Origin of the sequence: Thalassococcus lentus (genome assembly GCF_028023555.1) — a bacterium.
Taxonomy (GTDB): Bacteria; Pseudomonadota; Alphaproteobacteria; order Rhodobacterales; family Rhodobacteraceae; genus Thalassococcus_A; species Thalassococcus_A lentus.
Window position 1 is genome coordinate 419,261 of sequence record NZ_JAQIOY010000003.1, and the last position, 20,771, is coordinate 440,031.

Below are 20,771 nucleotides of genomic sequence, written 5' to 3' on the forward strand. Positions count from 1 at the left end.
GTGTATTTTTTGCGCCTCAGCCGACCAGCAAGACAAAGAAAAGCGCCCGTCCGGAAACGAGCGCTTAAAATCATCTGCTGTGCGGTCTGTCAGCCGACGTGGAACAATGTCGAAAACAGCTTTGGATCCAGACTGTCGGCTGCGAATGTATCGCCCTCGGTCAGAACCGACACCGCGTCGTGGCTGTGCAGGCTCTCTTGATGGCTGGCCACAACACGATAGTCGCCGATCCGCGCATCGGCCTGCAATTGTTCGGCAAAAAGCCGTGCGGCGTCCTCGACAAAGATCGGGTTCGCAGCGTTGAGTTCGGCGAAGGCCTGTTCGTCCTCGCGTTTGACCATAACCTGCGTTTCCGTCGGCACAGACCGGCGGCACATGTCGATCAGGTCTTCGAACCACAGGCAGTTGCAGTCTTCGTTCAGCAACACGGAAATGCGCGCAACAGAGCGCTGCGAATGCGGCGTTGCCAATTGGCCGCGTTCACGGCGGGCGTGCTCCGAAAGCTCCAGCGAACAGGGGCACGTGGACGAATAGACATAGTCGAGATGCATGATCTTGCGGCGGACACCGTCAACTTCGACCAATTCCAGCGCAATGTCGTAGTACTGATAGCCGGACAAGCCCGAACGCAGGCTGTCTACCTTCATCGGAAAGCTCAGGCGCATATTGATGCGGGCATCAAAGCTCTCGAGGTCGGATTTGTAATCGTCCAGCGCCGCCTCGATCACCTCGAAGCTAAAGGTCTTGTCTGCGTGTCCGTAGAAGGAACGCATGATCCGGGACATGTTGATGCCCTTTTTGTCTGCCTCGAGGCTGACCGTCCCTGTGACCGACGTTTCCAGACGCAAATCGCCGTTGTCGCGGGTATGATACTGGATCGGCAGGCGGAAGTTGGAAATTCCCACATGCTGAATCGCCCGGTTCGCCCCACGGATCAGGCTGCTGGGGCCATTTTGCAGGTCCGGCAGGCCAGATTTGTAGCCCTCGTCTACCTGAAAATCTTCTGGGTAAGCACGACGCAGCGCCGGGTAGGCATCTGCACCATCGGGGCCCAGCAAAAAAGCCAGATCGGCATCCTCGGCCAATGCCTGACGAGCGCTGTCCTGCGCCTTGCCCGCCCAACGCCGTAGCACCGCAAGAGCCTGCTCGGTCTCTTCACGGCTCGGTTCGCGGTCGATCTCTGGCGTATGAACGTTCATCAGTTAAGCCCCTTCGCTTGGCCCTTACCTTACAATAGATAAGTATCGCGTGCAGCGATTTCCATTCTCGTCACTCTGTACGCGCAAAACGGCAGGTCGGATCAAAGATTTTCCCGCAAAAAGACGCTACACAGCGTCAAGCGCCGTACAGACATCGCGCACCAGATCCTCGGGGGCTTCAATACCAACAGACAGTCGAACCAGCCCGTCGCTGATACCCAGTTCAGCCCTTTGTTCAGGGGTCAGACGTTGATGGGTCGTGGTTGCCGGATGGGTGGCAATCGATTTGGCGTCGCCCAGATTGTTCGAAATCAGCACCACGTCCAATGCGTTCAGAAAACGGAAGGCTGCGTCCTTGCCGCCTTTGATGTCCAGCGCCAGCATTGTGCCGCCCGCCCCCAGTTGCCGCATGGCAAGATCATGCTGAGGATGGCTCGGGCTGCCGGGATAGATCAGCCGGCTGAGCGCGGGGTGTTGTCCTGCCGCTTCGGCAAGAGCCACTGCGCCTGCGGTCTGAGCCCGCACACGCAGATCCAGCGTTTCCATACCTTTGAGCATGACCCATGCGTTGAAGGGGCTGAGCGAGCCGCCCGTATGTTTCATGTACGGCTCGACGACGCCGCGGATATGCTCTTGGGTGGCCAGAATCACACCGCCAAGGCAACGACCCTGCCCATCCACATGCTTGGTTGTGGAATAGACAACAATATCAGCGCCTTGCTCGATTGCCTTTGAGTAAATCGGCGTTGAAAACACATTGTCCACCACCACCTTGGCACCCACGGCATGAGCCAGATCAGAAACCGCTTTTATATCAACAAGTTCCAGCGTGGGATTCGACATGGACTCGAAGAAGACCGCCTTGGTGTCATCACGGATCGCACTCTGCCACTGTGCAAGGTCTGCACCATCCACAAACGTGACCTCAACACCGTAGCGTGTCAGCACCTCTTCGAGGATGTACAAACAGGATCCAAACAGCGCGCGCGCCGAAACCACATGATCGCCGGCGCGCAACAATGACATCAGCGCTCCATTGACAGCAGCCATACCCGAAGCCGTGGCAAAGCAGTCCTCGGCCCCTTCCAGCAAGGCCATCCGCTCTTCGAACATCGCGACGGTCGGGTTGCCGTAGCGGGCGTAGATGTACTCGTCCGGCCCGGATTTCAGAAACCGTGCCTCCGCCGCTTCAGCGTTGTCATAGACGAACCCCTGCGTCAGAAAGATCGCCTCACTAACTTCGTTCCATTGGCTGCGTTTGGTTCCGCCGTGCACCAGGTTGGTGCGCTTATCTCGTGTCATAATTCACCTCTGCGCGCTCAACCGCGCAACAAAAAAGCCCCAGTCGCGGTCAAGCGAAAGGAGCCCTTCGTCTGACCTCTTTAGCGGTTTGTTTAACGAGGCCCGCAATCCGGTAACAAATCGCCTCGGTGGTCCGAATACCGCTGTTGCTTGCCAAGTTCAAGCGGTCTGAGGGCCCATTTCTGCGGATTGGTTCCATCACGAGCCGTATCAGCCCGACAATCGCAATGCCTGCCCAAACCTTGAGCCTTGATCTTGATCCATCATACCGGAGGCATCATTTAATCCGTCCAAATACCGCCCGAGTGGTTGCCTTTCCCCCAGCGGCGGACACATCATAAGGAAAGCACGGGGGTCTTCATGGACGGCTTTTTATTCCAGGCATCGATCTTTCTGGCAGCGGCGGTCATCGCCGTTCCAATTGCGGCACGCCTGGGATTGGGATCGGTCCTTGGATACCTGCTGGCCGGTCTGGTGATTGGCCCGGGCCTTGGCCTTGTTGCAAACGCCGAAGACATTCAACACTTCGCGGAATTCGGCGTTGTGATGATGCTGTTTTTGATTGGCCTCGAACTGGAGCCACGAGCCCTGTGGGACATGCGCCACCGGCTGATCGGATTGGGCGGGCTGCAAATCGGCGTCACGACGGCCTTGATCATGGTCATCAGCATGACCTTTGGCCTTGCATGGCAGTCGGCACTGGCTGTTGGCATGATCCTCGCTTTGTCCTCCACAGCGATCGTGCTGCAAACCCTGTCTGAAAAGGGTCTGATGCAGACCGCCGGGGGCCGAAACACCTTTTCGGTTCTGCTGACACAGGACATCGCCGTCATTCCGATGTTGGTGATCCTGCCCTTGCTGGCTATCGCGCCGGGTGTGGCGCTGGCCCCGGACGGGTCCATTGCACGTGGCGCCGATCACCACGACGCAGCGCATCATTCCATGTCACTGGTTGAGGGACTGCCGGGATGGGGCGTGGCTCTTGTGACGCTAGCGGCCATCGCCGCCATAATCGTAGGCGGCGTTTACGGCGCGCGTCCGCTGTTTCGGTATATCCACGCAGCCCACCTGCCCGAGATGTTCACAGCCGTCGCGCTGTTGATCGTGGTCGGGATCGGCTTCCTGATGATCCTCGTCGGCCTGTCCCCGGCCCTCGGAACCTTTCTGGCGGGTGTCGTGCTGGCCAACTCGGAATTCCGGCACGAACTCGAATCGGACATTGCGCCCTTCAAAGGTTTGCTGCTCGGCCTGTTTTTCATAACAGTCGGCGCGGGGATCAACGTCGGCGCGCTGTTGGCAGAACCCGTAACTCTGTTCGGGCTGGCCTTGGGTGTGATCCTGATCAAGGGCATCGTGCTCTATGCGCTGGGGCGCCTCTTTGGGCTGCGCGGACGCAACCAGTGGCTCTTTACGCTTGGCCTTGCGCAGGCTGGCGAATTTGGCTTTGTGCTGGTTTCCTTCGCGCTTCAGCAATCCGTCATCACAACGGCGCTTGGTAGCCGGTTGTTGCTGGTTGTGGCGCTTTCGATGCTGATCACGCCACTGATGTTCATTCTCTACGATGTGCTGTCCAAGCGCATGGAAGAGGCCACAACCGATCACGAACCAGACGAGATTGACGAAGAGGGCCCGGTCATCATCGCCGGAATTGGACGTTTTGGGCAGGTCGTGAACCGCTTGGTTCAATCGTCCGGCTTTAAAACCGTGGTTCTGGATCACAATATGCAGACCATTCAGTTGATGCGCCGCTTCGGGTTCAAGGGATTCTTCGGCGATCCCACCCGCCCCGAACTGCTGCATGCTGCTGGTATCGAATCCGCGCGGGTGTTGGTGGTCGCGCTGGATGATCCCAAGGCGACGACGAAACTGGTGGCCTATGCCCGCAGGGTTAGACCCGATCTGCACATCGTTGCGCGGGCCCGTGACCGCACACATGTGTATTCGCTCTATCAGGCTGGCGCCAACGACATCGTTCGGGAACTCTTCGATAGCTCCCTGCGCGCAGGTCGCTATGTGCTTGAGAATATTGGCATGTCCGACTATGAGGCCGCAATCGCCGAAGAGACGTTCTTTCACCATGACCGCAAGACTGTGCGCGACTTGGCAACGCTCTGGGACCCGGGCATTCCCGCCGCAGAAAACGCGGCCTACATCGCGCGGGCGCGGGAACTGGAAAAAGAACTGGAAACGGCGCTCTTTACGGCGCTGGACAGCACCATCAAGGACAGTGCCTAAATAAAAAAACGCGCCCCAACCGGGACGCGTTCCTATTCTTGGCCGTGGATCAGGATCAGGCTGCGCGCAGATCCAGAACATCGCCAACCTGCTTGGCCGCGGCGACTTCATCGCCACCGGCAACCGCAGCAACTTCGCGTGTCAGACGTTCCAGTGCCGCTTCATACAACTGACGCTCAGAGTAGCTCTGTTCACGCTGATCGTCGGCTCGGTGCAAATCACGCACCACTTCGGCGATGGCGATCAGATCTCCGGAATTGATCTTTTGCTCATATTCCTGAGCGCGGCGCGACCACATGGCCCGCTTGACCTTGGCCTTACCCTTCAGGGTTTTCATGGCCTGACTCACAACATCAGGGGAGCTGAGCGAACGCATTCCAACTTCGGTCGCTTTATTGGTAGGCACCCGAAGCTTCATCTTGTCCTTTTCGAACAGGATTACGAAAAGCTCGAGTTCGAATCCCGCCACTTCGTCTTTCTCAATGGAGAGGATCTGGCCAACGCCGTGGGCCGGATACACGACATAATCGTTTGGACGAAATTCAGATTTCTTAGCTTTGCTCATGCAGTCTTCTTCCTTACGCTCGTTCATTTCGGGCACATCTGGCGACAAAAAAAGTGCACGGTGATCTGACGATCTCCGGTCACTGCATTTCGTCTAGATTGCTTAACCCATACGCCGCGATACGCGGCGGCACCCCAAGCTGAACGGTTCCATATATGCAAAGAATGTAACACATTTTCGCGCATCACACTAGGACACAGCCGATGACGCATTTATGTTAACGATTTCATTGCGTTAAAGGCAAACCGAGGGGAATTTCCCCAGATCTTCCCGCAGTGGACGAATCGGCTCAGCCGCCTTCGCCCGGCTTCTCGGAAAAGTACTTTTCCAGCTTGCCGCTTTCACCATCGCGATCGTCTGCCTCGGGCAGCGGATCCTTTCTGGTGATGATGACCGGCCACATTTCCGAATACTTCCGGTTGAACTCAACCCATTTGTCCATGTCCGGTTCCGTATCAGGACGGATCGCATCCGCAGGGCATTCCGGTTCGCATACACCGCAGTCGATGCACTCGTCCGGGTGGATCACCAGCATGTTTTCGCCTTCGTAAAAGCAATCGACCGGGCAAACTTCGACACAGTCGGTGTACTTGCAAGCGATACAATTGTCGTTGACGATATAGGTCATGGATGTCTCGTCTGTGTAAACCGTGGGTTACAGTCTAGCTAGACCACCACCCCGGATCATTCAAGCGCATCCGGACGTGTCTTTTCGTACTGTCTGCGGTCCCGTTTGGTTGGCCGCCCGCCACCATCAAATCCAGGCGCCCGATCCGGCCGTTCGCGCGGCTTGGGCGGATCCAGATCCTCATAGAGAGCCTGCGCCTCAGTGGCTGGCCCCCGCCGCTCACCCAACGCAACGATGCGGATTATGCGCACATCACGTTCTTTGCTGAAGGTAAGCACATCGCCGGCGCTGACCCCATAGGCTGGTTTGGAAACCGGAAGGCTGTTGACCCGGCACCCACCCGAAGAGACCACCTTGGCGGCGAGGCTGCGCGTCTTGAAAAAACGCGCATGCCACAGCCATTTGTCGATGCGTATCTTGGCCGCCGGGTCGGACAATCAGGTCTTGTCCTTCAGCCCCATCAGAGCCGCCGCAAAAGGATTGTCCGGATCAATGGCCTTTTCCTTGCGCGGAGGACGCGCCTCAAAGGTCTTGGCCCCCTGGTTACGCGGGCCACCTTTGCCACGTGGCGCGCCGCCCTTGCCTTTTGGCTTGCCGCGACCGCCTTGCTTGTTGCCGCCACCTTCGCGTCGCTGATTGCCGCCACTGCGTGCCGGTCGGTTGCCGCCCCATGTGAAGGTGTAAAACACTTCCATTTCAGGGCCTTCAGGCTGTGCACTGCCCTCTGCTGCATCCACCGTTTCAGGCGCCGCTTCAGCCGGGGCCTGCTCAGGCGCGGCCGTTTCGGCTGGTTCTGCTGCGTCGGTGGCAGCAACTTCATCCGTAGGCGCTTCAACCGCCGCCTTGACCTTCTCGCGTTCGGCCTTTGCAGCTTTGTAGCCCAGTCCCTGCATCAGATCCGCGAACTGTTCCAGCGTCAGACCCGTGATCGACAGCATGTCCGCCTTGGCTTCAAAGCCGCCGCGGCTGTCTTCACCGCGCAGCATGTCGGCCAGACGTTCCAGCATGTCGATGCGGATCGCGCGCGCGCCAGCCTTGCGATACCCGCCCAGCGAATAGTGCTGTGCCGGAACCGCATCCATATTCGGGACCGTCACCAGACCGGGAGGCGGCGCTTCGGGGAATTCATCCAGCCCATTCGTCAGGCTCCAAAGCACAAGGCGCAAACGCGTCGGTGCGGGCTTCAGAAGCAAAGGCATGAAAATCGTGAACTGGCCAAAACGCACACCATGCTTGCGCAGGCCACCACGGGCATCCTGATCCAGCGCCTTGACCTCATCGGCCACATCCGCGCGAGGAACAATGCCCATCGCCTCGACCAGACGGAACGCAAAGCCACGTGCGAGCCCTGCCATTTCTTCGTCGTCGCGCATCTTGAGAAGCGGCTCAAACAAAGCGGCGATCTTGCGATCGATAAAGTGCTGCAACCGGCGCTGCACCTTTTCCATCACGTCGTGACCAGCTTCTTCGTCAACAAAGGCAACCACGCGCGGCTTCAGCGGATCATCACCCTTGGCCAATTTGCCAACCGCCTGATCGCCCCACATCAGGCCACCCTGCTCTGTGAAATCCAGCTCGGTATCTGGCGCGTTGTAAAAACGATCTGCCCGCAAATGGAACTGTGGCACCAGCGCCTGCAGACTTGCCTGACGCAGAGTCTTGGCCTCCTGGCCGGTTGCATCCTTGTCCTGGCGGAACCGGAACCCTTCGAGTTTACCGACGAATTCGCCTTCGACGGTCACCTCACCTTTGTCATTCACTTCGGCCAAAAGGGCCTCCTTCTGTTTGAGCCGGCGAAGCAGAACACTGGTCCGCCGGTCCACAAATCGTTGTGTCAAACGCTCATGCAGCGCGTCCGATAGCGCGTCTTCTACAGCGCGCGCGCGTCCACGCCAATGGTCTTCGTCATTTACCCAGCCTTTGCGCTGCGCGACATATGTCCACGTCCGGATATAGGCCAATCGTTTCGACAATGTGTCAATATCGCCATCCGTTCGGTCTATCCGATTGATTTGGCGGGCCAGAAAGTCGTCTGGAACAGCCCCTTTTTCGTGCAGGTGTCCGAAAATGACCCCCAACATGCCCGCATGTTCGTTCGGCGAAATCCCGCGGAAATCGGGAATACGGCATACATCCCAGAGCAACTGAACCGATCTGGGGTTGCTGGCGCGGGCCTGCACATCCGCTTCACCGGCAAGACTGCGCAGCGCACGCAGGTCATCAGCTTCGCGCGCCTTGACCAGTTCTTCGCGATCTGGCGCAACTTCGAGACTGCGCTCCAGCGCATCGATGGATCCAAAGGACAAATGCGCGTTGCGCCAATTCAGTTTTCGCAGCGGCGTGAAGCGATGGCTGCAAATCGCGTCAGCCCATTCTTCGGGCAACGCACCCGCATCCCCCGTCACGCCAAATGTACCGTCGCTCATACCGCGCCCGGCCCGACCCGCGATCTGAGCCAGTTCATTGGGCTGCAAGGGCCGCATCCGGCGACCATCAAACTTCGTCAGGGACGAAAACGCGACGTGATTGATGTCGAGGTTGAGCCCCATACCAATGGCATCGGTTGCGACCAGATAGTCAACGTCGCCATTTTGGTAGAGCTCAACCTGTGCATTCCGGGTGCGCGGGCTGAGCGCGCCCATAACCACGGCAGCGCCGCCCTTTTGCCGCTTCAGCAGTTCGGCAATGGCGTAAACATTGTCGACGGAAAATCCGACAATCGCGCTGCGCGGTTGCAACCGACTGATTTTCTTGGACCCCGAATAGGCCAACTGGCTCATGCGTTCGCGCTGAACAAATTCGACACCGGGCACGAGCGATGCAATCGGGCCGCGCATCGTGTCGGAGCCAAGAAAAAGGGTTTCGTGGGTTCCACGCATCCGCATCAGGCGGTCGGTGAACACGTGCCCGCGCTCCGGATCAGCGCACAGCTGAATTTCGTCGATGGCGGCGAAATCACAACCCATACCCTCCGGCATCGCCTCGACCGTGCAGACCCAGTATTGCGCGCGCGGGGGCACGATGCGTTCTTCGCCGGTCACCAATGCCACCACCGAAGGGCCACGAATAGCCGTGATCTTGTCGTAGACTTCACGCGCCAACAACCGCAACGGCAAACCGATCACTCCGGTCCGATACCCGAGCATCCGTTCAATCGCGTAGTGCGTCTTTCCGGTATTCGTCGGCCCCAAGACTGCCGCGATCCGTGCGCTGTGCGCCATGTCTGGCCCTTCCGCTTAGCCTGCCCCTGTCCACGTCATCCGAGGAATCAGAGCGGCACACCTTTGACGGTTTTCTCGAGCCGTTCCAGCGCTTTTGTGATGTCTTCGTCGTGAGGGCGCATTTCCTGCACCCGTTCATAGGCGTCATAGGCCAGAGCCTGCTTGCCGGTTTGTTCATGAATGGCCCCGACGCCGCGCAAGGCACCGAAATGCTGTGGATTAAGCGCCAGTACACGCTCAAGCGCATCCATCGCAGGGCCAAAGCGCTCGGCCTGGAAATAAGCAAGGGCCAGACCGTGCCAGCCTTCGGCAAATTCAGGGGCGTGATCGGTCAGCGCGCGGAAGTGTTCCAGTGCTGCGTCGACCTGTTTGACCTCAAGCGCGTCATGTCCCCGCTTCAAAAGCAGATCCATGGCGGGTGATCCACTTTTGGACCACTCATCAATCACTTGATTTTCAAGACGTTGCGCGGTGGTTGCATCCTTGGCCTGCGCCAGTTCCTGCAACAATTCATCCGCGCGACTTTCCGCCCATGCCGCGTGGCAGGGTATGGAAATCATGACTACGGCCCAAAATGCCGTAACGGTAGATTTGAAGTTCATGGGACCCGTGCTCATAACTGTACCGAGTGTAGCGCTTGCGCGGCGAATTGCCAGCGCACGATTTAGAGAGAAAGGTAACACATGAGCGATACCCTGACGGCTGCCGTGGCCGCATTGAACGAAAAAATGGAAGGTTCCGGGTTTGACGGTACAGCGAAATTCGTCCTTGGCGACGAAGGCAGCTTTGTCATCGACGAAAGCGGCGCGCGCATGGGCGACGACGATGCTGACGTGACGCTGACCGCAGACGTGGAAACCTTTCAGCAAATATTCGAGGGCGAGTTGAACCCAACAACTGCATTCATGTCAGGCAAACTGGCAATCGACGGCGACATGGGCGCCGCGATGAAACTGGCACAGGTTCTGTCGTAATGAGCATGTCCTCTGCCCCTTTTCATGCCGATTTGGCCGAAGGCCCGGCAGAGGCTCGCGCCTGGTGGGTGCAGGCCGATGACGGCTTGCGCCTGCGGGTTGCCCATTACCCGGCAGATGACGCCCGCGGCACGGTGCTGCTGTTTCCCGGCCGCACAGAATATGTCGAAAAATATGGACGCTTGGCTGATGATCTGGCCACACGCGGCTATCATACACTGGCAATCGACTGGCGTGGTCAGGGACTGGCAGATCGTATGCTCGACGATGCCAAGGTTGGCCACGTTGACATGTTTGCCGACTATCAGCGCGATGTGGCGGCGATGGTTCAGGCCGCGAAAGCGCTCAGCCTGCCGAAACCTTATCACCTGATCGGTCACTCGATGGGGGGCTGCATTGGTCTGCGTGCCCTTTACGAAGGACTGGAGGTCGCCTCGGCCGTCTTTACCGGCCCGATGTGGGGCATCCGCATTGCCCAACCCGTGCGGCCCGCAGCTTGGGCTTTGACATGGGGCAGCAAACGCGTCGGGCTGAGCCACCTTTTCGCGCCGGGCACCGGCACCGAAAGCTATGTGGCCACCGGTGAATTCGATGACAACACACTGACCACCGATCCGGCCATGTGGGACTACATGCGCCGACAGGTTCTGGCCGAGCCAAAGCTACAGCTGGGTGGTCCTTCGCTGCACTGGTTGCATGAGGCGCTGGCCGAATGCCGAACCCTTGCACGCATGCCTTCGCCATCCGTTCCATGCCTGTGCATCTGTGGAACCAATGAACGCATCGTCGATGTACCGCGTATCGAAGATCGGATGTCACGCTGGCCGAACGGCCGGCTGGTCATGGCGCCGAATGGCGAACACGAAGTGCTGATGGAAGCCGCTCCGATCCGTGAGCCGATTGTCGAAGACATCGTCGCACATTTCGAAGGGTCTCAGTCAGACATGAAAATGACGGCACGGCGCGCCTGACAGCGCCGTCCCACATAGTTCAGCAAGATAGCAAACACAGCCGGACGTGATCCGGCTGTTTTGCTGTCACCCGCCTGTAAAGACCTGAAGTGTCGGCAGCTCGGTCAGCGGCGCTTCGATCAGGCGCATCGCAGCCAGCGATATCCGGCTGCCACCAGTCGCTGGCCCATCGATAGGAATCAGATCGACCTGCGCAGACTTACCGGATGCGGGATAGAACACCCGGCCCTTGCCCGGCTGTTTGACCAAGGGCGTTTCCAGCCAAAAACCGGGTTTTGCGACATCCCCGAGCGAGGCGACCGTTGTGCCGAGGCTTCGCTCGCCTGCAGGCTCGGCCGGCGCGGCTGCCGCCTCTTGGCGCTCAGCCGCTGTCGTGGTGTCGAATTCCTCGGCCGTGCGCGCATCGCGCGGTGGAGGCGGCGCGACGCGGGTGGTCGTATCCAGATCGCCCGGACGGGCCTGCGGACGAATTTGCCCGTCTGCTGGCTGCGCTGCGCTGACGGCGCCATCATCTGATGGCTTGCCGACTATCTTGCCCAACGGCCCCTGCGTACATCCCGCAATCGCCAGGATCGCGGCTGATAAAAATACTGCTCTCATGATCGTTACTCTAAGACCTTGGTCCCATGGTTACAAATACAGGCGCAGACTTGCTCAATTCCTCGCCGATGGCTAGGGTCCGTATCATGACAGCGCCCCTTATTGACCCGTTTGCACGGCCGATCTCATATCTTCGCGTCTCTGTAACAGACCGCTGCGATTTTCGCTGCGTCTATTGCATGTCGGAAAACATGACATTCCTGCCCAAAAAAGAGCTTCTGACGCTTGAGGAACTGGACCGTATGTGTTCCACATTCGTGCGTCTGGGCGTTGAAAAACTACGCATTACCGGTGGTGAACCACTGGTACGCCGCAATATCATGACGTTTTTCCGCTCGATGACCCGGCATCTGGATGCAGGCACGCTCAAGGAGCTGACGCTGACAACAAACGGGTCCCAGATGGTGCGCTTTGCCTCTGACCTGTGGGATGCAGGCGTGCGCCGTGTGAACATCTCGCTGGACACGCTGGATGAGCAAAAATTCGCGGATGTCACGCGCTGGGGACGACTGCCACAGGTGCTCAAGGGCATTGATGCGGCACAAAACGCCGGGCTTCGTGTCAAAATCAATGCAGTCGCACTGAAGGGCTTTAATGACGATGAGTTGCTGCGCATGACCGAATGGTGCGCAGAACGCGACATGGACCTGACCTGGATCGAAGTCATGCCCATGGGCGACATCGGCAACGAAGATCGACTGGATCAATATTGGAAGCTGGATGATCTGCGCACGCAGCTTGCGCAACACTATACGCTGACCGACCTGCCCGAGAGCACCGGCGGTCCGGCCCGCTATGTTCGTCTGGAAGAAACCGGACAGAAGATCGGCTTTATCACACCTTTGACGCATAACTTCTGCGAAAGCTGCAACCGGGTGCGCCTGACCTGCACCGGAGAGCTGTTCATGTGCCTGGGACAGGAAGACAACGCCGACCTGCGCTCGGCCCTGCGCAATCATCCCGGCGATGATGCACCGCTGGAGGATGCGATCCGTTCGGCCATCCTGCGCAAGCCAAAGGGACATGATTTTGACTATTCCCGTCAAACCGTGGATGGCCGCGTGTCCCGCCATATGAGCCACACCGGCGGCTGAGCCCGCACAGTTTTAAGGCGCGCCTGCGGCGCACTGGTTTTGCGCAAGGCGCGATTGGGGCTCTGCCCCAAACCCCGGGATATTTCAGGCACAAAGAAGACAAGTTCAGACGCTAGGCGAGATGCGCCCGTTTGGCTGAAATATCTGTGACAACGGATACCAGCATTGAAAACAACACCAGCGCGCTGAACAGGTACAGGCCCGGCTCTGCTGCGACCTTGCCGACGCCGATTCCTTTGACGGCAACAATCAGGACAGCAGCGACCATGACGTCAATCATCGAAAGCTTGGCCATGACGGAGCCTGCGAAATACAGCCGGGGGGACTTTTGGAACGGCGCAAACCACAGGTATGTGTAGAGCGCCGTTTTCAACATCGGCACGATCATCGCAAAGACCACAAGCACCAGAAACAGGAAGAGGTCCTCTGAAAACAGCGTCATGGCCCCCTGAAGAACCGAGAATTTCGACTCTAGCCAGATAAATGCGGTCTGCTTCAAAAGTGGCAATGTCCAGCTGATCGGCAGAGCCAGCAGCAACAGGGCATTGCCCAGCGCACATATCCGGCCAAGGCGACCCGCACGATCGAAAAGGCTTGGCCCGCTGCGACTCATGCGTTGGGCCGGCTGATCTGGCCGCCCCCGACAGGCGCCCCGACCCCGGTTGTCATCGGTGCCGAGGTCGGCAGGCCCCGGGCCACGCGCACGGCAAGATAGCCAAAGGCCTGCGCTTCGAGCATGTCGCCATCAAGGCCGGCCTCTTCGATGGCTTCCACCGTGCAATCGATTCCTGCGGCCAGCATTTTCATCATGACAGGGTTTTTGCGCCCGCCGCCGGTGACCAGCAACCGGCTGGGCAGGCTGGGACAATGCTCCATCCCCTGCATCACAGCTGCCGCCGCCATCGCTGTCATGGTGGCCGCGGCATCGGCATCGGGCAGTTCCCGCACCAAATCGAGCATCATGGAAAAGTCGTCCCGGTCCAATGACTTGGGAGGCATCTTGCGAAAATAGCCTTCGTCGAGAAACAACTCGAGCGCGCCGTCTTCGACGCGGCCCTTGCGGGCGGTCTGGCCATCCTTGTCAAACGCCAGCCCGAGCCGTTCGTGCATCAGATCATTGATCGGCGCATTCGCGGGGCCCGTATCAAAGGCGAGCAAGGCTCCATCATCCTGCGGATGCTGGCAGGTTGGGTCGGCCCAGGTCAGATTGCCGACACCGCCCAAGTTCAAAAAGGCGACCGGGGAATCCGCCCCCATCCACTGGGCGCATGCGTGATGAAAGAACGGGGCAAGAGGTGCGCCCTGCCCTCCCAGCGCTACATCTGCGCTGCGAAAATCCCAGACCACCGGAATGCCCAAGGCTTCGGCCAACGCTTGGCCATCTCCCAATTGATGTGTGCCGCGTCCGCCCGGATCATGGGCCAGTGTCTGACCATGAAAGCCCACAAGCTGCACATCGTCAAAGCCAGACAGAATCTCCTGATGGGCGGATTGGATGACTTCGCGGGCCGCTGCGCATTCTTCATCCTGCCATTTTCCGAGCGCCGCTTTCAGAACGCCGCGTTCCGCGTCGGAATATGCCCGGTATCGGGAGGGGCCAAACTCCAGTATGCGTTCCCCGTCGGTCAGGATCATTGCCGCATCGACCCCGTCCAGAGACGTGCCGGACATCGCGCCTAGCGCCCAAACCGGTTCTGCGTTGAACTTGCCCTTCACCTTTGCCCCTGCCCTGACTATAGCTGCCCGCGCAATATACGAGAGGTATCCCATGACCTACCATCCCAAATCGGACTTCATGCGCGTCATGATCGAGCGCGGCTTTCTGGCTGACTGCACCGATTATCAGGGCCTCGATGAGGCGCTGAGCAAAGGGGTGGTGCCGGGCTACATCGGTTTTGACGCAACCGCGCAATCGCTTCACGTCGGATCTCTGATCCAGATCATGATGCTGCGCTGGCTGCAAAAGACCGGACACAAGCCGATCACTCTGATGGGTGGTGGGACCACGAAGGTTGGGGATCCCAGCTTTCGAGCGGATGAGCGGCCCCTGCTGACAACCGAGCAGATTGACGCCAACATCGACGGGATCAAACAGGTCTTCGCGAAATACATCAGCTACGATGACGGGCCCACAGGCGCCTTGATGCTGAACAACGCCGAATGGCTGGATGGCCTGAACTATCTCGAGTTTCTGCGCGATATCGGCCGGCATTTCAGCGTCAACCGGATGCTTTCGTTTGAATCGGTGAAATCGCGGCTGGATCGAGAACAGAGCCTGTCGTTCCTCGAGTTCAACTACATGATCCTGCAGGCCTATGACTTCCTTGAACTGAACCGTCGCTATGGCTGTCTGGTCCAGTTCGGCGGATCGGATCAGTGGGGCAACATCGTCAACGGGATCGACCTGACCCGCCGTGTTCTGGACCACGAAATCTATGGCCTGACCTCGCCGCTGCTGACCACCAGCGATGGCAAGAAAATGGGCAAGTCTCAGGATGGTGCGGTCTGGCTGAATGCCGATATGCGCAGCCCCTATGAGTTTTGGCAATTCTGGCGCAACACAACGGATGCTGACGTTGGCCGTTTCCTCAAGCTCTACACCGAAATGCCGCTCGACGAATGCGAACGGCTTGGGGCGCTTGCTGGCTCCGAGATCAACGATGCCAAGATCGTTCTGGCCAATGCCGTTACAACCCTGTGCCACGGAGCCGATGCCGCCGCAGCAGCCGAAGCGACGGCACGCGAAGTCTTTGAAAAGGGCGGTGTGGGCGACGACCTGCCAACCCTGACACTCAGCCCAGAAGAGCTGGGCGATGGGCTCTCGATCGTTCAGGCTTTGGTCAAATCCGGCCTGGCTAAATCGGGCAAGGAAGCCAAACGTCTGATCGCGGAAAACGGCGCGCGCATTGATGATGCACCTTTGACCGATGCGGGCCTGATGTTGGACGCAGCCGCCCTGTCGAGCCCGGTCAAACTGTCTGCTGGCAAGAAGCGGCACGCATTGGTCAAACTGGGCGACTGATCTCGTCGCCAAGACAAAGCAAAAAGGGCGCCCGGTGGGCGCCCTTTCTTTTTGTCTCGTCCTATCAGATCAACCTTGGTCGAGGCTAAGCGCAACGAACCGAGGGTCGCCACCGCGACGCACCAGCAGCAGGATGGACTTGCGTCCGGCCTCTTTCGCCGCATCAACCTGCGCCTGCAGCTCTTCCAGTGTCTTGACCGATGTTTGCCCTGCTTCGTTGATTACATCACCGCCGCGCAGACCCTTTTCATAAGCTTCGGAATCCTGATCCACGTCGATCACTGCCAGACCTTCTGTATTTGCAGAGAGCTCAAGCGTCTCGCGAAGATCATCGTCCAGCGGGCTCAGGGTCAAGCCCATCAGCTCCATCTTGGATGGCTCTTCAGGGGCTTCGTCAATCTGTGCTGCCGGAACGGCGGCCTGCGCCTCTTCGCGGCGGCCCAGTGTCACCAGCAGGGTTTCGGTTTTCTTGTCACGGCTGACCACGACGCGCACGGTTTTGCCAACCGGCGAGTTGGCCACAACGCGCACCAACTGGCGTGTGTCATCCACTTCGACACCGTCGAAGGACAGGATCACATCACCCGCGAGCATGCCCGCTTCCTTGGCCGGGCCTTCTGGAACATCAGACACCAGCGCGCCTTTTGCGTTTTCCAGACCCAGCGCTTCGACCATGTCTTCGTCGATGTCTTGAATGCGTACACCCAACCAGCCGCGGCGTGTTTCGCCAAATTCCTTCAGCTGGTCGACCACGCGTGTCACCACGTTTGAGGCCATCGAGAAACCGATCCCGATCGAGCCACCGTTGGGCGACAGGATCGCGGTATTCACGCCGATCACGTCGCCGTCCATGTTGAACAAGGGACCACCAGAGTTGCCGCGGTTGATCGCTGCATCGGTCTGGATGTAGTCATCGTAAGTGCCGCTCAGCGCGCGGTTGCGGGCCGATACGATGCCTGCCGATACCGAAAAGCCCTGCCCCAGCGGGTTGCCCATGGCCATCACCCAATCGCCGACACGGGCTGTGTCGCTGTCACCAAAGCTGACGAACTTCAGCGGTGCCTCAGCTTCGACCTTCAGCAGTGCGATATCGGTGTTGGGGTCGGTGCCGATCAAAGTTGCAGGCAATTCAAATCCTTCGAAAAATTCGATCAGGATTTCATCGGCGCCTTCGATCACGTGATTGTTGGTGACGATAAAACCGTCCTCTGAAATCACAAAGCCGGACCCAAGGGCCGAGCTGCGGCGCGGGCGATCACCCTGTCCGCCACGATCCTGAAATTCGCGGAAAAAATCCTCAAAGGGTGATCCTTCGGGGACAATGCCCTGCGGTCCTGTCCGACCAGCCACAGTCGTCGACGTGGTGATATTGACCACCGATGGGCTGATACGCTCAGCAAGATCCGCAAAGCTTTCGGGAACACCACGGGCCTGTGCCATCAGCGTCTGTGACACGATCAGCATCATGGACAGCGTTGTCAGCCAGAACAGACGCATGGGTGTAGCGGTTTGTCGTTGAAATGCGAGGGATTGCAGTTTCACTTGGAACTCCTTGTCTCTGCCAGCCCACCCGTTCGGGACGCCGGGCGGCCTGCCTCCTGTCAGTGTGCATAACATAGGTGCTGTCACGCAACACCAAAGGCTGGCATTCCTGACCTCAAGCAAACGTGATTTGAGAAAGAGCATAGCCCGATCGGGCAAACTGGCACGCATATTGTGAAAATTTGCGGCGAATACCGCAGAGAAGCCGCCAGCCCACTGATCAGCCAGCACATCGGGAAACCGATGAAAATCAGTCGCCTAGATCAGAAAACAGGTTCTCTTCCTCGACAAAATCCAGCCTGTCTTCGCTAACCGTGCCTGCGTTGATGTCGCGCACTTCGACCCTGCCATCGCCATAGCCGATCACAACCTGATCGCAGATATCGATGAACAGGCCGTTTTCCACCACGCCAGGGATTTGGTTGACCACCATGGCCAGTTGCCGTGCATTGCCGATCCGCCCGAGATGCAGATCCAGAATGAAGTTGCCTTCGTCGGTGACAAAGGCCCGGTCACCGTTCATGCGCAAGGTTGTCTTGCGGCCCATGACGTCCATCGAAACCAGCGTCTCTTCGATCAGGGCCTGTGAGGTTTGCCAGCCGAAAGGGATCACCTCAACCGGCAAAGGGAAGCTGCCCAAGTGCCCGACCTCTTTGGCCGCATCAGCAATCACGATCATCTGATCCGACGCCGTGGCCACGATCTTTTCCTGCAGCAATGCGCCCCCGCCCCCTTTGATGAGCGACAAGTCAGCGTCAAATTCATCTGCACCATCAATGGTCAGATCCAGCCAACGGGCCTCATCCAGCGAAATCACATCGATCCCAACATCCCGGGCCAGTTCGGCCGTGCGGGAAGATGTCGGCACACCGCGGATCTTCAGGCCGTCTTCGCGCACCATTTCGCCCAGGCATCGCACCAGCCACGCAGCCGTGGACCCTGTCCCCAGACCGACGCGCATACCGTCCTCGACGAATTCAGCCGCACGCTTTGCAGCCACGAATTTCGCCTTGTCTATGGGTGAAAGCTCTCCGGTCATGATGGTCCCCAGATAGATGATCGTACACACAAGCAGCAAAATCCTTATAGGCAGACAACCATTCCGAGGCGAGCCTGTTTTGCGCAAAATGCGTATCAGATGGCGGACATTGCAGAACGTGGGTCGCAGCGGGAACAGCCTCGGCCTTGCATGCGGGCAGCATAAACCCATGACCTACGTGCTGCATTACGCCCCCGACAACGCTTCGCTGATCGTGCGTCTGGCCTTGGAAGAGCTGGAACTGCCCTACCGGACGGTTCTGGTTGATCGATCGGTCAAAGCGCAAACGACCAAGGAATATCGGGCCATCAACCCCGCCGGGCTGATCCCGGCGATGGAAACACCACAGGGCACCCTGTTTGAAACCGCCGCAATCCTGCTTTGGTTGACAGAGCAGCATGGCGCAATGGCGCCGTCACCGCAGGATCCGCAAAGGTCTCAGTTTCTGAAGTGGTTGTTCTTTGCGTCGAACACACTTCATGCGCAGCTACGCATAAGCTTTTATCCAGATCAGTATGCAGGCGAAGACACTGCTGCACAAACCGCGTTGCGCAGGCATCTGCAAACGGCCCACCCGGGCCGCGTAAACCTGCCCGGAGCCTTGCGCCTGCTTGACGATTTCTATGCCCAAGACCCGAACCAAAACCGGGTTCAGCCTTGGGTGCTCGATTGCTATGTCGCAGCCATGCTGCGTTGGTGCGGGCTTTATCCAAAAGGCAACACGCAGTGGTTTCAGCTAACCGAATATCCAGCGTTGCTCAATCTGGCCAAGCGCATTGAAACCCGCCCTTCGGCGGAACGGGTGGCCAAGGCCGAAGGGCTGGGGCCAAAACCGTTCAGCGAACCCATGCCGGCCAATCCGCCGGAAGGCACAGCCATCTGACTGCTGCCGCCGTTTTGCGTGGGGCAGCTGTCGTATTCGGGGGGTGACACAGCGGGCCAAAGCCCTATTGCTTGGGCCAACACACGCAAAGGCACCGTCATGTTCCTATCTGTCTTCGACATGTTCAAGGTGGGCATCGGCCCATCGTCTTCGCACACCATGGGCCCCATGGTTGCCGCTGCCCGGTTTCTGGACCGATTGCGCGCCGCGCCCTTTGCGGCCCATGGTTTGCGGGCATCTTTGCACGGCTCGCTGGCCTTTACCGGCGTTGGTCATGCGACGGATCGGGCCACGGTTTTGGGTCTGGCGGGTTTTGTTCCCGATACCTACGACGCCGAAAAGGCCGAGGCAGCACTGATTGCAATTCGGGATGACAAACAGGTCTGCCCCGAAGGTCTGCCGCCTCTGGCCTTTGACCCGAAAACTGATCTGACCTTTGATTTTGGCCCCAACCTGCCGGGGCACGCCAACGGAATGATCCTGATGGCGACTGACGCGCAGGGCGATGTCATTGCACAGGAAACCTACTATTCGATCGGCGGCGGTTTTGTGATGACAGAAGCCGAGTTGGAAGCGGGCAAAGACACCGACGAAGGCGCGCCGGTTCCCTTCCCTTTCAAGACAGCCGCCGAAATGCTCGAGATGGCCAAGACATCGGGAAAGTCGATTGCCGAAATGAAGCGCGCGAACGAAGTGTCCCGCGGCTGTGCCGACAGTCTGGAAAACGGCGTCGCGCGGATCTGGCAGGTGATGAACGATTGCATTGAACGCGGTCTGACCAACAATGGAATTCTACCCGGCGGGCTGAAAGTGCGCAGACGGGCCAAGGATATCCACGATCAATTGATGGCGGAACGCGGGATGAACCTGACTGCCCCGCATACGATCAACGACTGGATGAGCGTTTACGCCATGGCCGTCAACGAAGAGAACGCCGCCGGTGGGCAGGTCGTCACCGCCCCGACCAATGGTGCCGCGGGCGTTGTTCCGGCAACTATCCGTTATTGGCTGGATCATGTGCCCGGCGCAACGCCGCGACAAATTCCGGATTTCCTGCTGACGGCTGCGGCCATTGGCGGTCTGGTGAAATTCAACGCATCCATCAGCGGGGCCGAAGCCGGTTGTCAGGCCGAAGTGGGCAGCGCATCGGCCATGGCCGCAGCAGGTCTTTGTGCCGTGATGGGTGGCAGCGCCGAGCAGATCGAAAATGCGGCTGAAATCGCTCTCGAACATCATCTGGGAATGACCTGTGATCCGGTCAAAGGGTTGGTTCAGGTTCCTTGCATCGAACGCAACGGGCTGGGTGCGATCAAGGCCGTTTCTGCCGCGTCTTTGGCGCTGCGCGGCGACGGGCAGCATCTGGTGCCACTGGATGCCTGTATCGAAACGATGCGTCAGACCGGGGCGGACATGTCCGAGAAATACAAGGAAACTTCGCTTGGCGGTCTGGCAGTCAATATTCCCAACTGCTGAAGTTCGGCGCCGGAATGGCGCTC

General features: G+C 58.7%; 19 protein-coding genes and 1 riboswitch. Of the genes, 7 read left to right on the forward strand and 12 right to left on the reverse strand.

Going from position 1 to position 20,771, the window contains the following annotated elements; genetic code table 11:
• Positions 1 to 89: 89 nt before the first annotated feature.
• Both folE2 and metZ read right to left on the reverse strand, forming a co-directional pair.
• Positions 90 to 1,199: a GTP cyclohydrolase FolE2 gene (folE2, locus tag PFY00_RS11090; protein ID WP_271432618.1), complete on the reverse strand. Its 1,110-nt coding sequence runs from the start codon at positions 1,197 to 1,199 to the stop codon at positions 90 to 92.
• Positions 1,200 to 1,325: 126 nt separating this feature from the next.
• A complete protein-coding gene (gene metZ, locus PFY00_RS11095) occupies positions 1,326 to 2,501 on the reverse strand; it encodes an O-succinylhomoserine sulfhydrylase (RefSeq protein ID WP_271432619.1) in 1,176 nt (391 codons plus the stop codon).
• Between the two features lie 59 nt (positions 2,502 to 2,560).
• A riboswitch (SAM riboswitch) is annotated at positions 2,561 to 2,638 on the reverse strand.
• Positions 2,639 to 2,861: 223 nt separating this feature from the next.
• Between metZ and PFY00_RS11100 the strand changes: the two genes are divergently transcribed.
• Positions 2,862 to 4,736, forward strand: a complete 1,875-nt coding sequence (locus tag PFY00_RS11100) for a monovalent cation:proton antiporter-2 (CPA2) family protein (protein WP_271432620.1) — start codon at positions 2,862 to 2,864, stop codon at positions 4,734 to 4,736.
• A gap of 55 nt (positions 4,737 to 4,791) precedes the next feature.
• Here PFY00_RS11100 and PFY00_RS11105 read toward each other — a convergent pair whose 3' ends face one another.
• The 5 genes from PFY00_RS11105 to PFY00_RS11125 all read right to left on the reverse strand — a co-directional run bounded on the left by PFY00_RS11105 (position 4,792) and on the right by PFY00_RS11125 (position 9,752).
• Positions 4,792 to 5,301, reverse strand: a complete 510-nt coding sequence (locus PFY00_RS11105) for a CarD family transcriptional regulator (RefSeq protein WP_271432950.1) — start codon at positions 5,299 to 5,301, stop codon at positions 4,792 to 4,794.
• Between the two features lie 289 nt (positions 5,302 to 5,590).
• On the reverse strand, positions 5,591 to 5,929 hold the full coding sequence (gene fdxA / locus PFY00_RS11110; RefSeq protein ID WP_271432621.1) for a ferredoxin FdxA: 339 nt from the start codon (positions 5,927 to 5,929) through the stop codon (positions 5,591 to 5,593).
• Between the two features lie 56 nt (positions 5,930 to 5,985).
• Positions 5,986 to 6,366 (reverse strand): RNA-binding S4 domain-containing protein, encoded by a 381-nt coding sequence (locus tag PFY00_RS11115; protein ID WP_271432622.1) that lies wholly within the window; start codon positions 6,364 to 6,366, stop codon positions 5,986 to 5,988.
• Positions 6,367 to 9,150, reverse strand: coding sequence for a helicase-related protein (locus tag PFY00_RS11120; protein WP_271432623.1), 2,784 nt, complete (start codon positions 9,148 to 9,150; stop codon positions 6,367 to 6,369). It abuts the gene before it with no gap.
• Positions 9,151 to 9,197: 47 nt separating this feature from the next.
• Positions 9,198 to 9,752, reverse strand: coding sequence for a tetratricopeptide repeat protein (locus PFY00_RS11125; protein ID WP_271432624.1), 555 nt, complete (start codon positions 9,750 to 9,752; stop codon positions 9,198 to 9,200).
• A gap of 81 nt (positions 9,753 to 9,833) precedes the next feature.
• On the opposite strand from PFY00_RS11125, the gene PFY00_RS11130 reads away from it, so the two are divergent.
• Both PFY00_RS11130 and PFY00_RS11135 read left to right on the forward strand, forming a co-directional pair.
• Positions 9,834 to 10,124 (forward strand): SCP2 sterol-binding domain-containing protein, encoded by a 291-nt coding sequence (locus tag PFY00_RS11130; protein ID WP_271432625.1) that lies wholly within the window; start codon positions 9,834 to 9,836, stop codon positions 10,122 to 10,124.
• On the forward strand, positions 10,124 to 11,095 hold the full coding sequence (locus tag PFY00_RS11135; RefSeq protein WP_271432626.1) for an alpha/beta hydrolase: 972 nt from the start codon (positions 10,124 to 10,126) through the stop codon (positions 11,093 to 11,095). The genes PFY00_RS11130 and PFY00_RS11135 overlap by 1 nt, the downstream gene beginning before the upstream one ends.
• Positions 11,096 to 11,161: 66 nt before the next feature.
• Here the strand turns inward: PFY00_RS11135 and PFY00_RS11140 are convergent, their stop codons facing one another.
• Entirely contained in the window at positions 11,162 to 11,695 is a 534-nt protein-coding gene (locus PFY00_RS11140; protein ID WP_271432627.1) for a hypothetical protein, read from the reverse strand.
• An 86-nt stretch (positions 11,696 to 11,781) separates the two neighbouring features.
• Here PFY00_RS11140 and moaA point away from each other — a divergent pair, with 86 nt between their 5' ends.
• On the forward strand, positions 11,782 to 12,789 hold the full coding sequence (gene moaA, locus PFY00_RS11145) for a GTP 3',8-cyclase MoaA (protein ID WP_271432628.1): 1,008 nt from the start codon (positions 11,782 to 11,784) through the stop codon (positions 12,787 to 12,789).
• A gap of 112 nt (positions 12,790 to 12,901) precedes the next feature.
• Here the strand turns inward: moaA and PFY00_RS11150 are convergent, their stop codons facing one another.
• Together PFY00_RS11150 and PFY00_RS11155 are read right to left on the reverse strand one after the other, a co-directional pair.
• Positions 12,902 to 13,402, reverse strand: coding sequence for a paraquat-inducible protein A (locus tag PFY00_RS11150; RefSeq protein ID WP_271432629.1), 501 nt, complete (start codon positions 13,400 to 13,402; stop codon positions 12,902 to 12,904).
• On the reverse strand, positions 13,399 to 14,460 hold the full coding sequence (locus tag PFY00_RS11155; protein WP_271432951.1) for an anhydro-N-acetylmuramic acid kinase: 1,062 nt from the start codon (positions 14,458 to 14,460) through the stop codon (positions 13,399 to 13,401). The genes PFY00_RS11150 and PFY00_RS11155 overlap by 4 nt, the downstream gene beginning before the upstream one ends.
• 97 nt (positions 14,461 to 14,557) lie before the next feature.
• Here PFY00_RS11155 and tyrS point away from each other — a divergent pair, with 97 nt between their 5' ends.
• On the forward strand, positions 14,558 to 15,811 hold the full coding sequence (gene tyrS, locus PFY00_RS11160; protein WP_271432630.1) for a tyrosine--tRNA ligase: 1,254 nt from the start codon (positions 14,558 to 14,560) through the stop codon (positions 15,809 to 15,811).
• A 69-nt stretch (positions 15,812 to 15,880) separates the two neighbouring features.
• On the opposite strand, the gene PFY00_RS11165 is transcribed toward tyrS, so the two are convergent.
• Entirely contained in the window at positions 15,881 to 17,308 is a 1,428-nt protein-coding gene (locus PFY00_RS11165; protein WP_271432952.1) for a DegQ family serine endoprotease, read from the reverse strand.
• A gap of 295 nt (positions 17,309 to 17,603) precedes the next feature.
• On the reverse strand, positions 17,604 to 18,392 hold the full coding sequence (gene rpiA / locus PFY00_RS11170; protein WP_271432631.1) for a ribose-5-phosphate isomerase RpiA: 789 nt from the start codon (positions 18,390 to 18,392) through the stop codon (positions 17,604 to 17,606).
• Positions 18,393 to 18,480: 88 nt separating this feature from the next.
• Between rpiA and PFY00_RS11175 the strand changes: the two genes are divergently transcribed.
• Together PFY00_RS11175 and PFY00_RS11180 are read left to right on the forward strand one after the other, a co-directional pair.
• Positions 18,481 to 19,275 carry a glutathione S-transferase family protein gene (locus PFY00_RS11175; protein WP_333908209.1) on the forward strand — a complete coding sequence of 265 codons (795 nt, stop codon included), beginning with the start codon at positions 18,481 to 18,483 and terminating at the stop codon, positions 19,273 to 19,275.
• A 99-nt stretch (positions 19,276 to 19,374) separates the two neighbouring features.
• Positions 19,375 to 20,748: an L-serine ammonia-lyase gene (locus PFY00_RS11180; RefSeq protein WP_271432632.1), complete on the forward strand. Its 1,374-nt coding sequence runs from the start codon at positions 19,375 to 19,377 to the stop codon at positions 20,746 to 20,748.
• Positions 20,749 to 20,771: the final 23 nt, after the last annotated feature.

Bases quoted from the DNA above. Each gene is read 5' to 3' on its own strand.
- folE2 (WP_271432618.1), bottom strand. From the start codon at position 1,199: ATGAACGTTCATACGCCAGAGATCGACCGCGAACCGAGCCGTGAAGAG.
- metZ (WP_271432619.1), bottom strand. From the start codon at position 2,501: ATGACACGAGATAAGCGCACCAACCTGGTGCACGGCGGAACCAAACGC.
- PFY00_RS11100 (WP_271432620.1), top strand. From the start codon at position 2,862: ATGGACGGCTTTTTATTCCAGGCATCGATCTTTCTGGCAGCGGCGGTC.
- PFY00_RS11105 (WP_271432950.1), bottom strand. From the start codon at position 5,301: ATGAGCAAAGCTAAGAAATCTGAATTTCGTCCAAACGATTATGTCGTG.
- fdxA (WP_271432621.1), bottom strand. From the start codon at position 5,929: ATGACCTATATCGTCAACGACAATTGTATCGCTTGCAAGTACACCGAC.
- PFY00_RS11120 (WP_271432623.1), bottom strand. From the start codon at position 9,150: ATGGCGCACAGCGCACGGATCGCGGCAGTCTTGGGGCCGACGAATACC.
- PFY00_RS11125 (WP_271432624.1), bottom strand. From the start codon at position 9,752: ATGAACTTCAAATCTACCGTTACGGCATTTTGGGCCGTAGTCATGATT.
- PFY00_RS11130 (WP_271432625.1), top strand. From the start codon at position 9,834: ATGAGCGATACCCTGACGGCTGCCGTGGCCGCATTGAACGAAAAAATG.
- PFY00_RS11135 (WP_271432626.1), top strand. From the start codon at position 10,124: ATGAGCATGTCCTCTGCCCCTTTTCATGCCGATTTGGCCGAAGGCCCG.
- PFY00_RS11140 (WP_271432627.1), bottom strand. From the start codon at position 11,695: ATGAGAGCAGTATTTTTATCAGCCGCGATCCTGGCGATTGCGGGATGT.
- moaA (WP_271432628.1), top strand. From the start codon at position 11,782: ATGACAGCGCCCCTTATTGACCCGTTTGCACGGCCGATCTCATATCTT.
- PFY00_RS11150 (WP_271432629.1), bottom strand. From the start codon at position 13,402: ATGAGTCGCAGCGGGCCAAGCCTTTTCGATCGTGCGGGTCGCCTTGGC.
- PFY00_RS11155 (WP_271432951.1), bottom strand. From the start codon at position 14,460: ATGTCCGGCACGTCTCTGGACGGGGTCGATGCGGCAATGATCCTGACC.
- tyrS (WP_271432630.1), top strand. From the start codon at position 14,558: ATGACCTACCATCCCAAATCGGACTTCATGCGCGTCATGATCGAGCGC.
- PFY00_RS11165 (WP_271432952.1), bottom strand. From the start codon at position 17,308: ATGCGTCTGTTCTGGCTGACAACGCTGTCCATGATGCTGATCGTGTCA.
- rpiA (WP_271432631.1), bottom strand. From the start codon at position 18,392: ATGACCGGAGAGCTTTCACCCATAGACAAGGCGAAATTCGTGGCTGCA.
- PFY00_RS11175 (WP_333908209.1), top strand. From the start codon at position 18,481: ATGCGTATCAGATGGCGGACATTGCAGAACGTGGGTCGCAGCGGGAAC.
- PFY00_RS11180 (WP_271432632.1), top strand. From the start codon at position 19,375: ATGTTCCTATCTGTCTTCGACATGTTCAAGGTGGGCATCGGCCCATCG.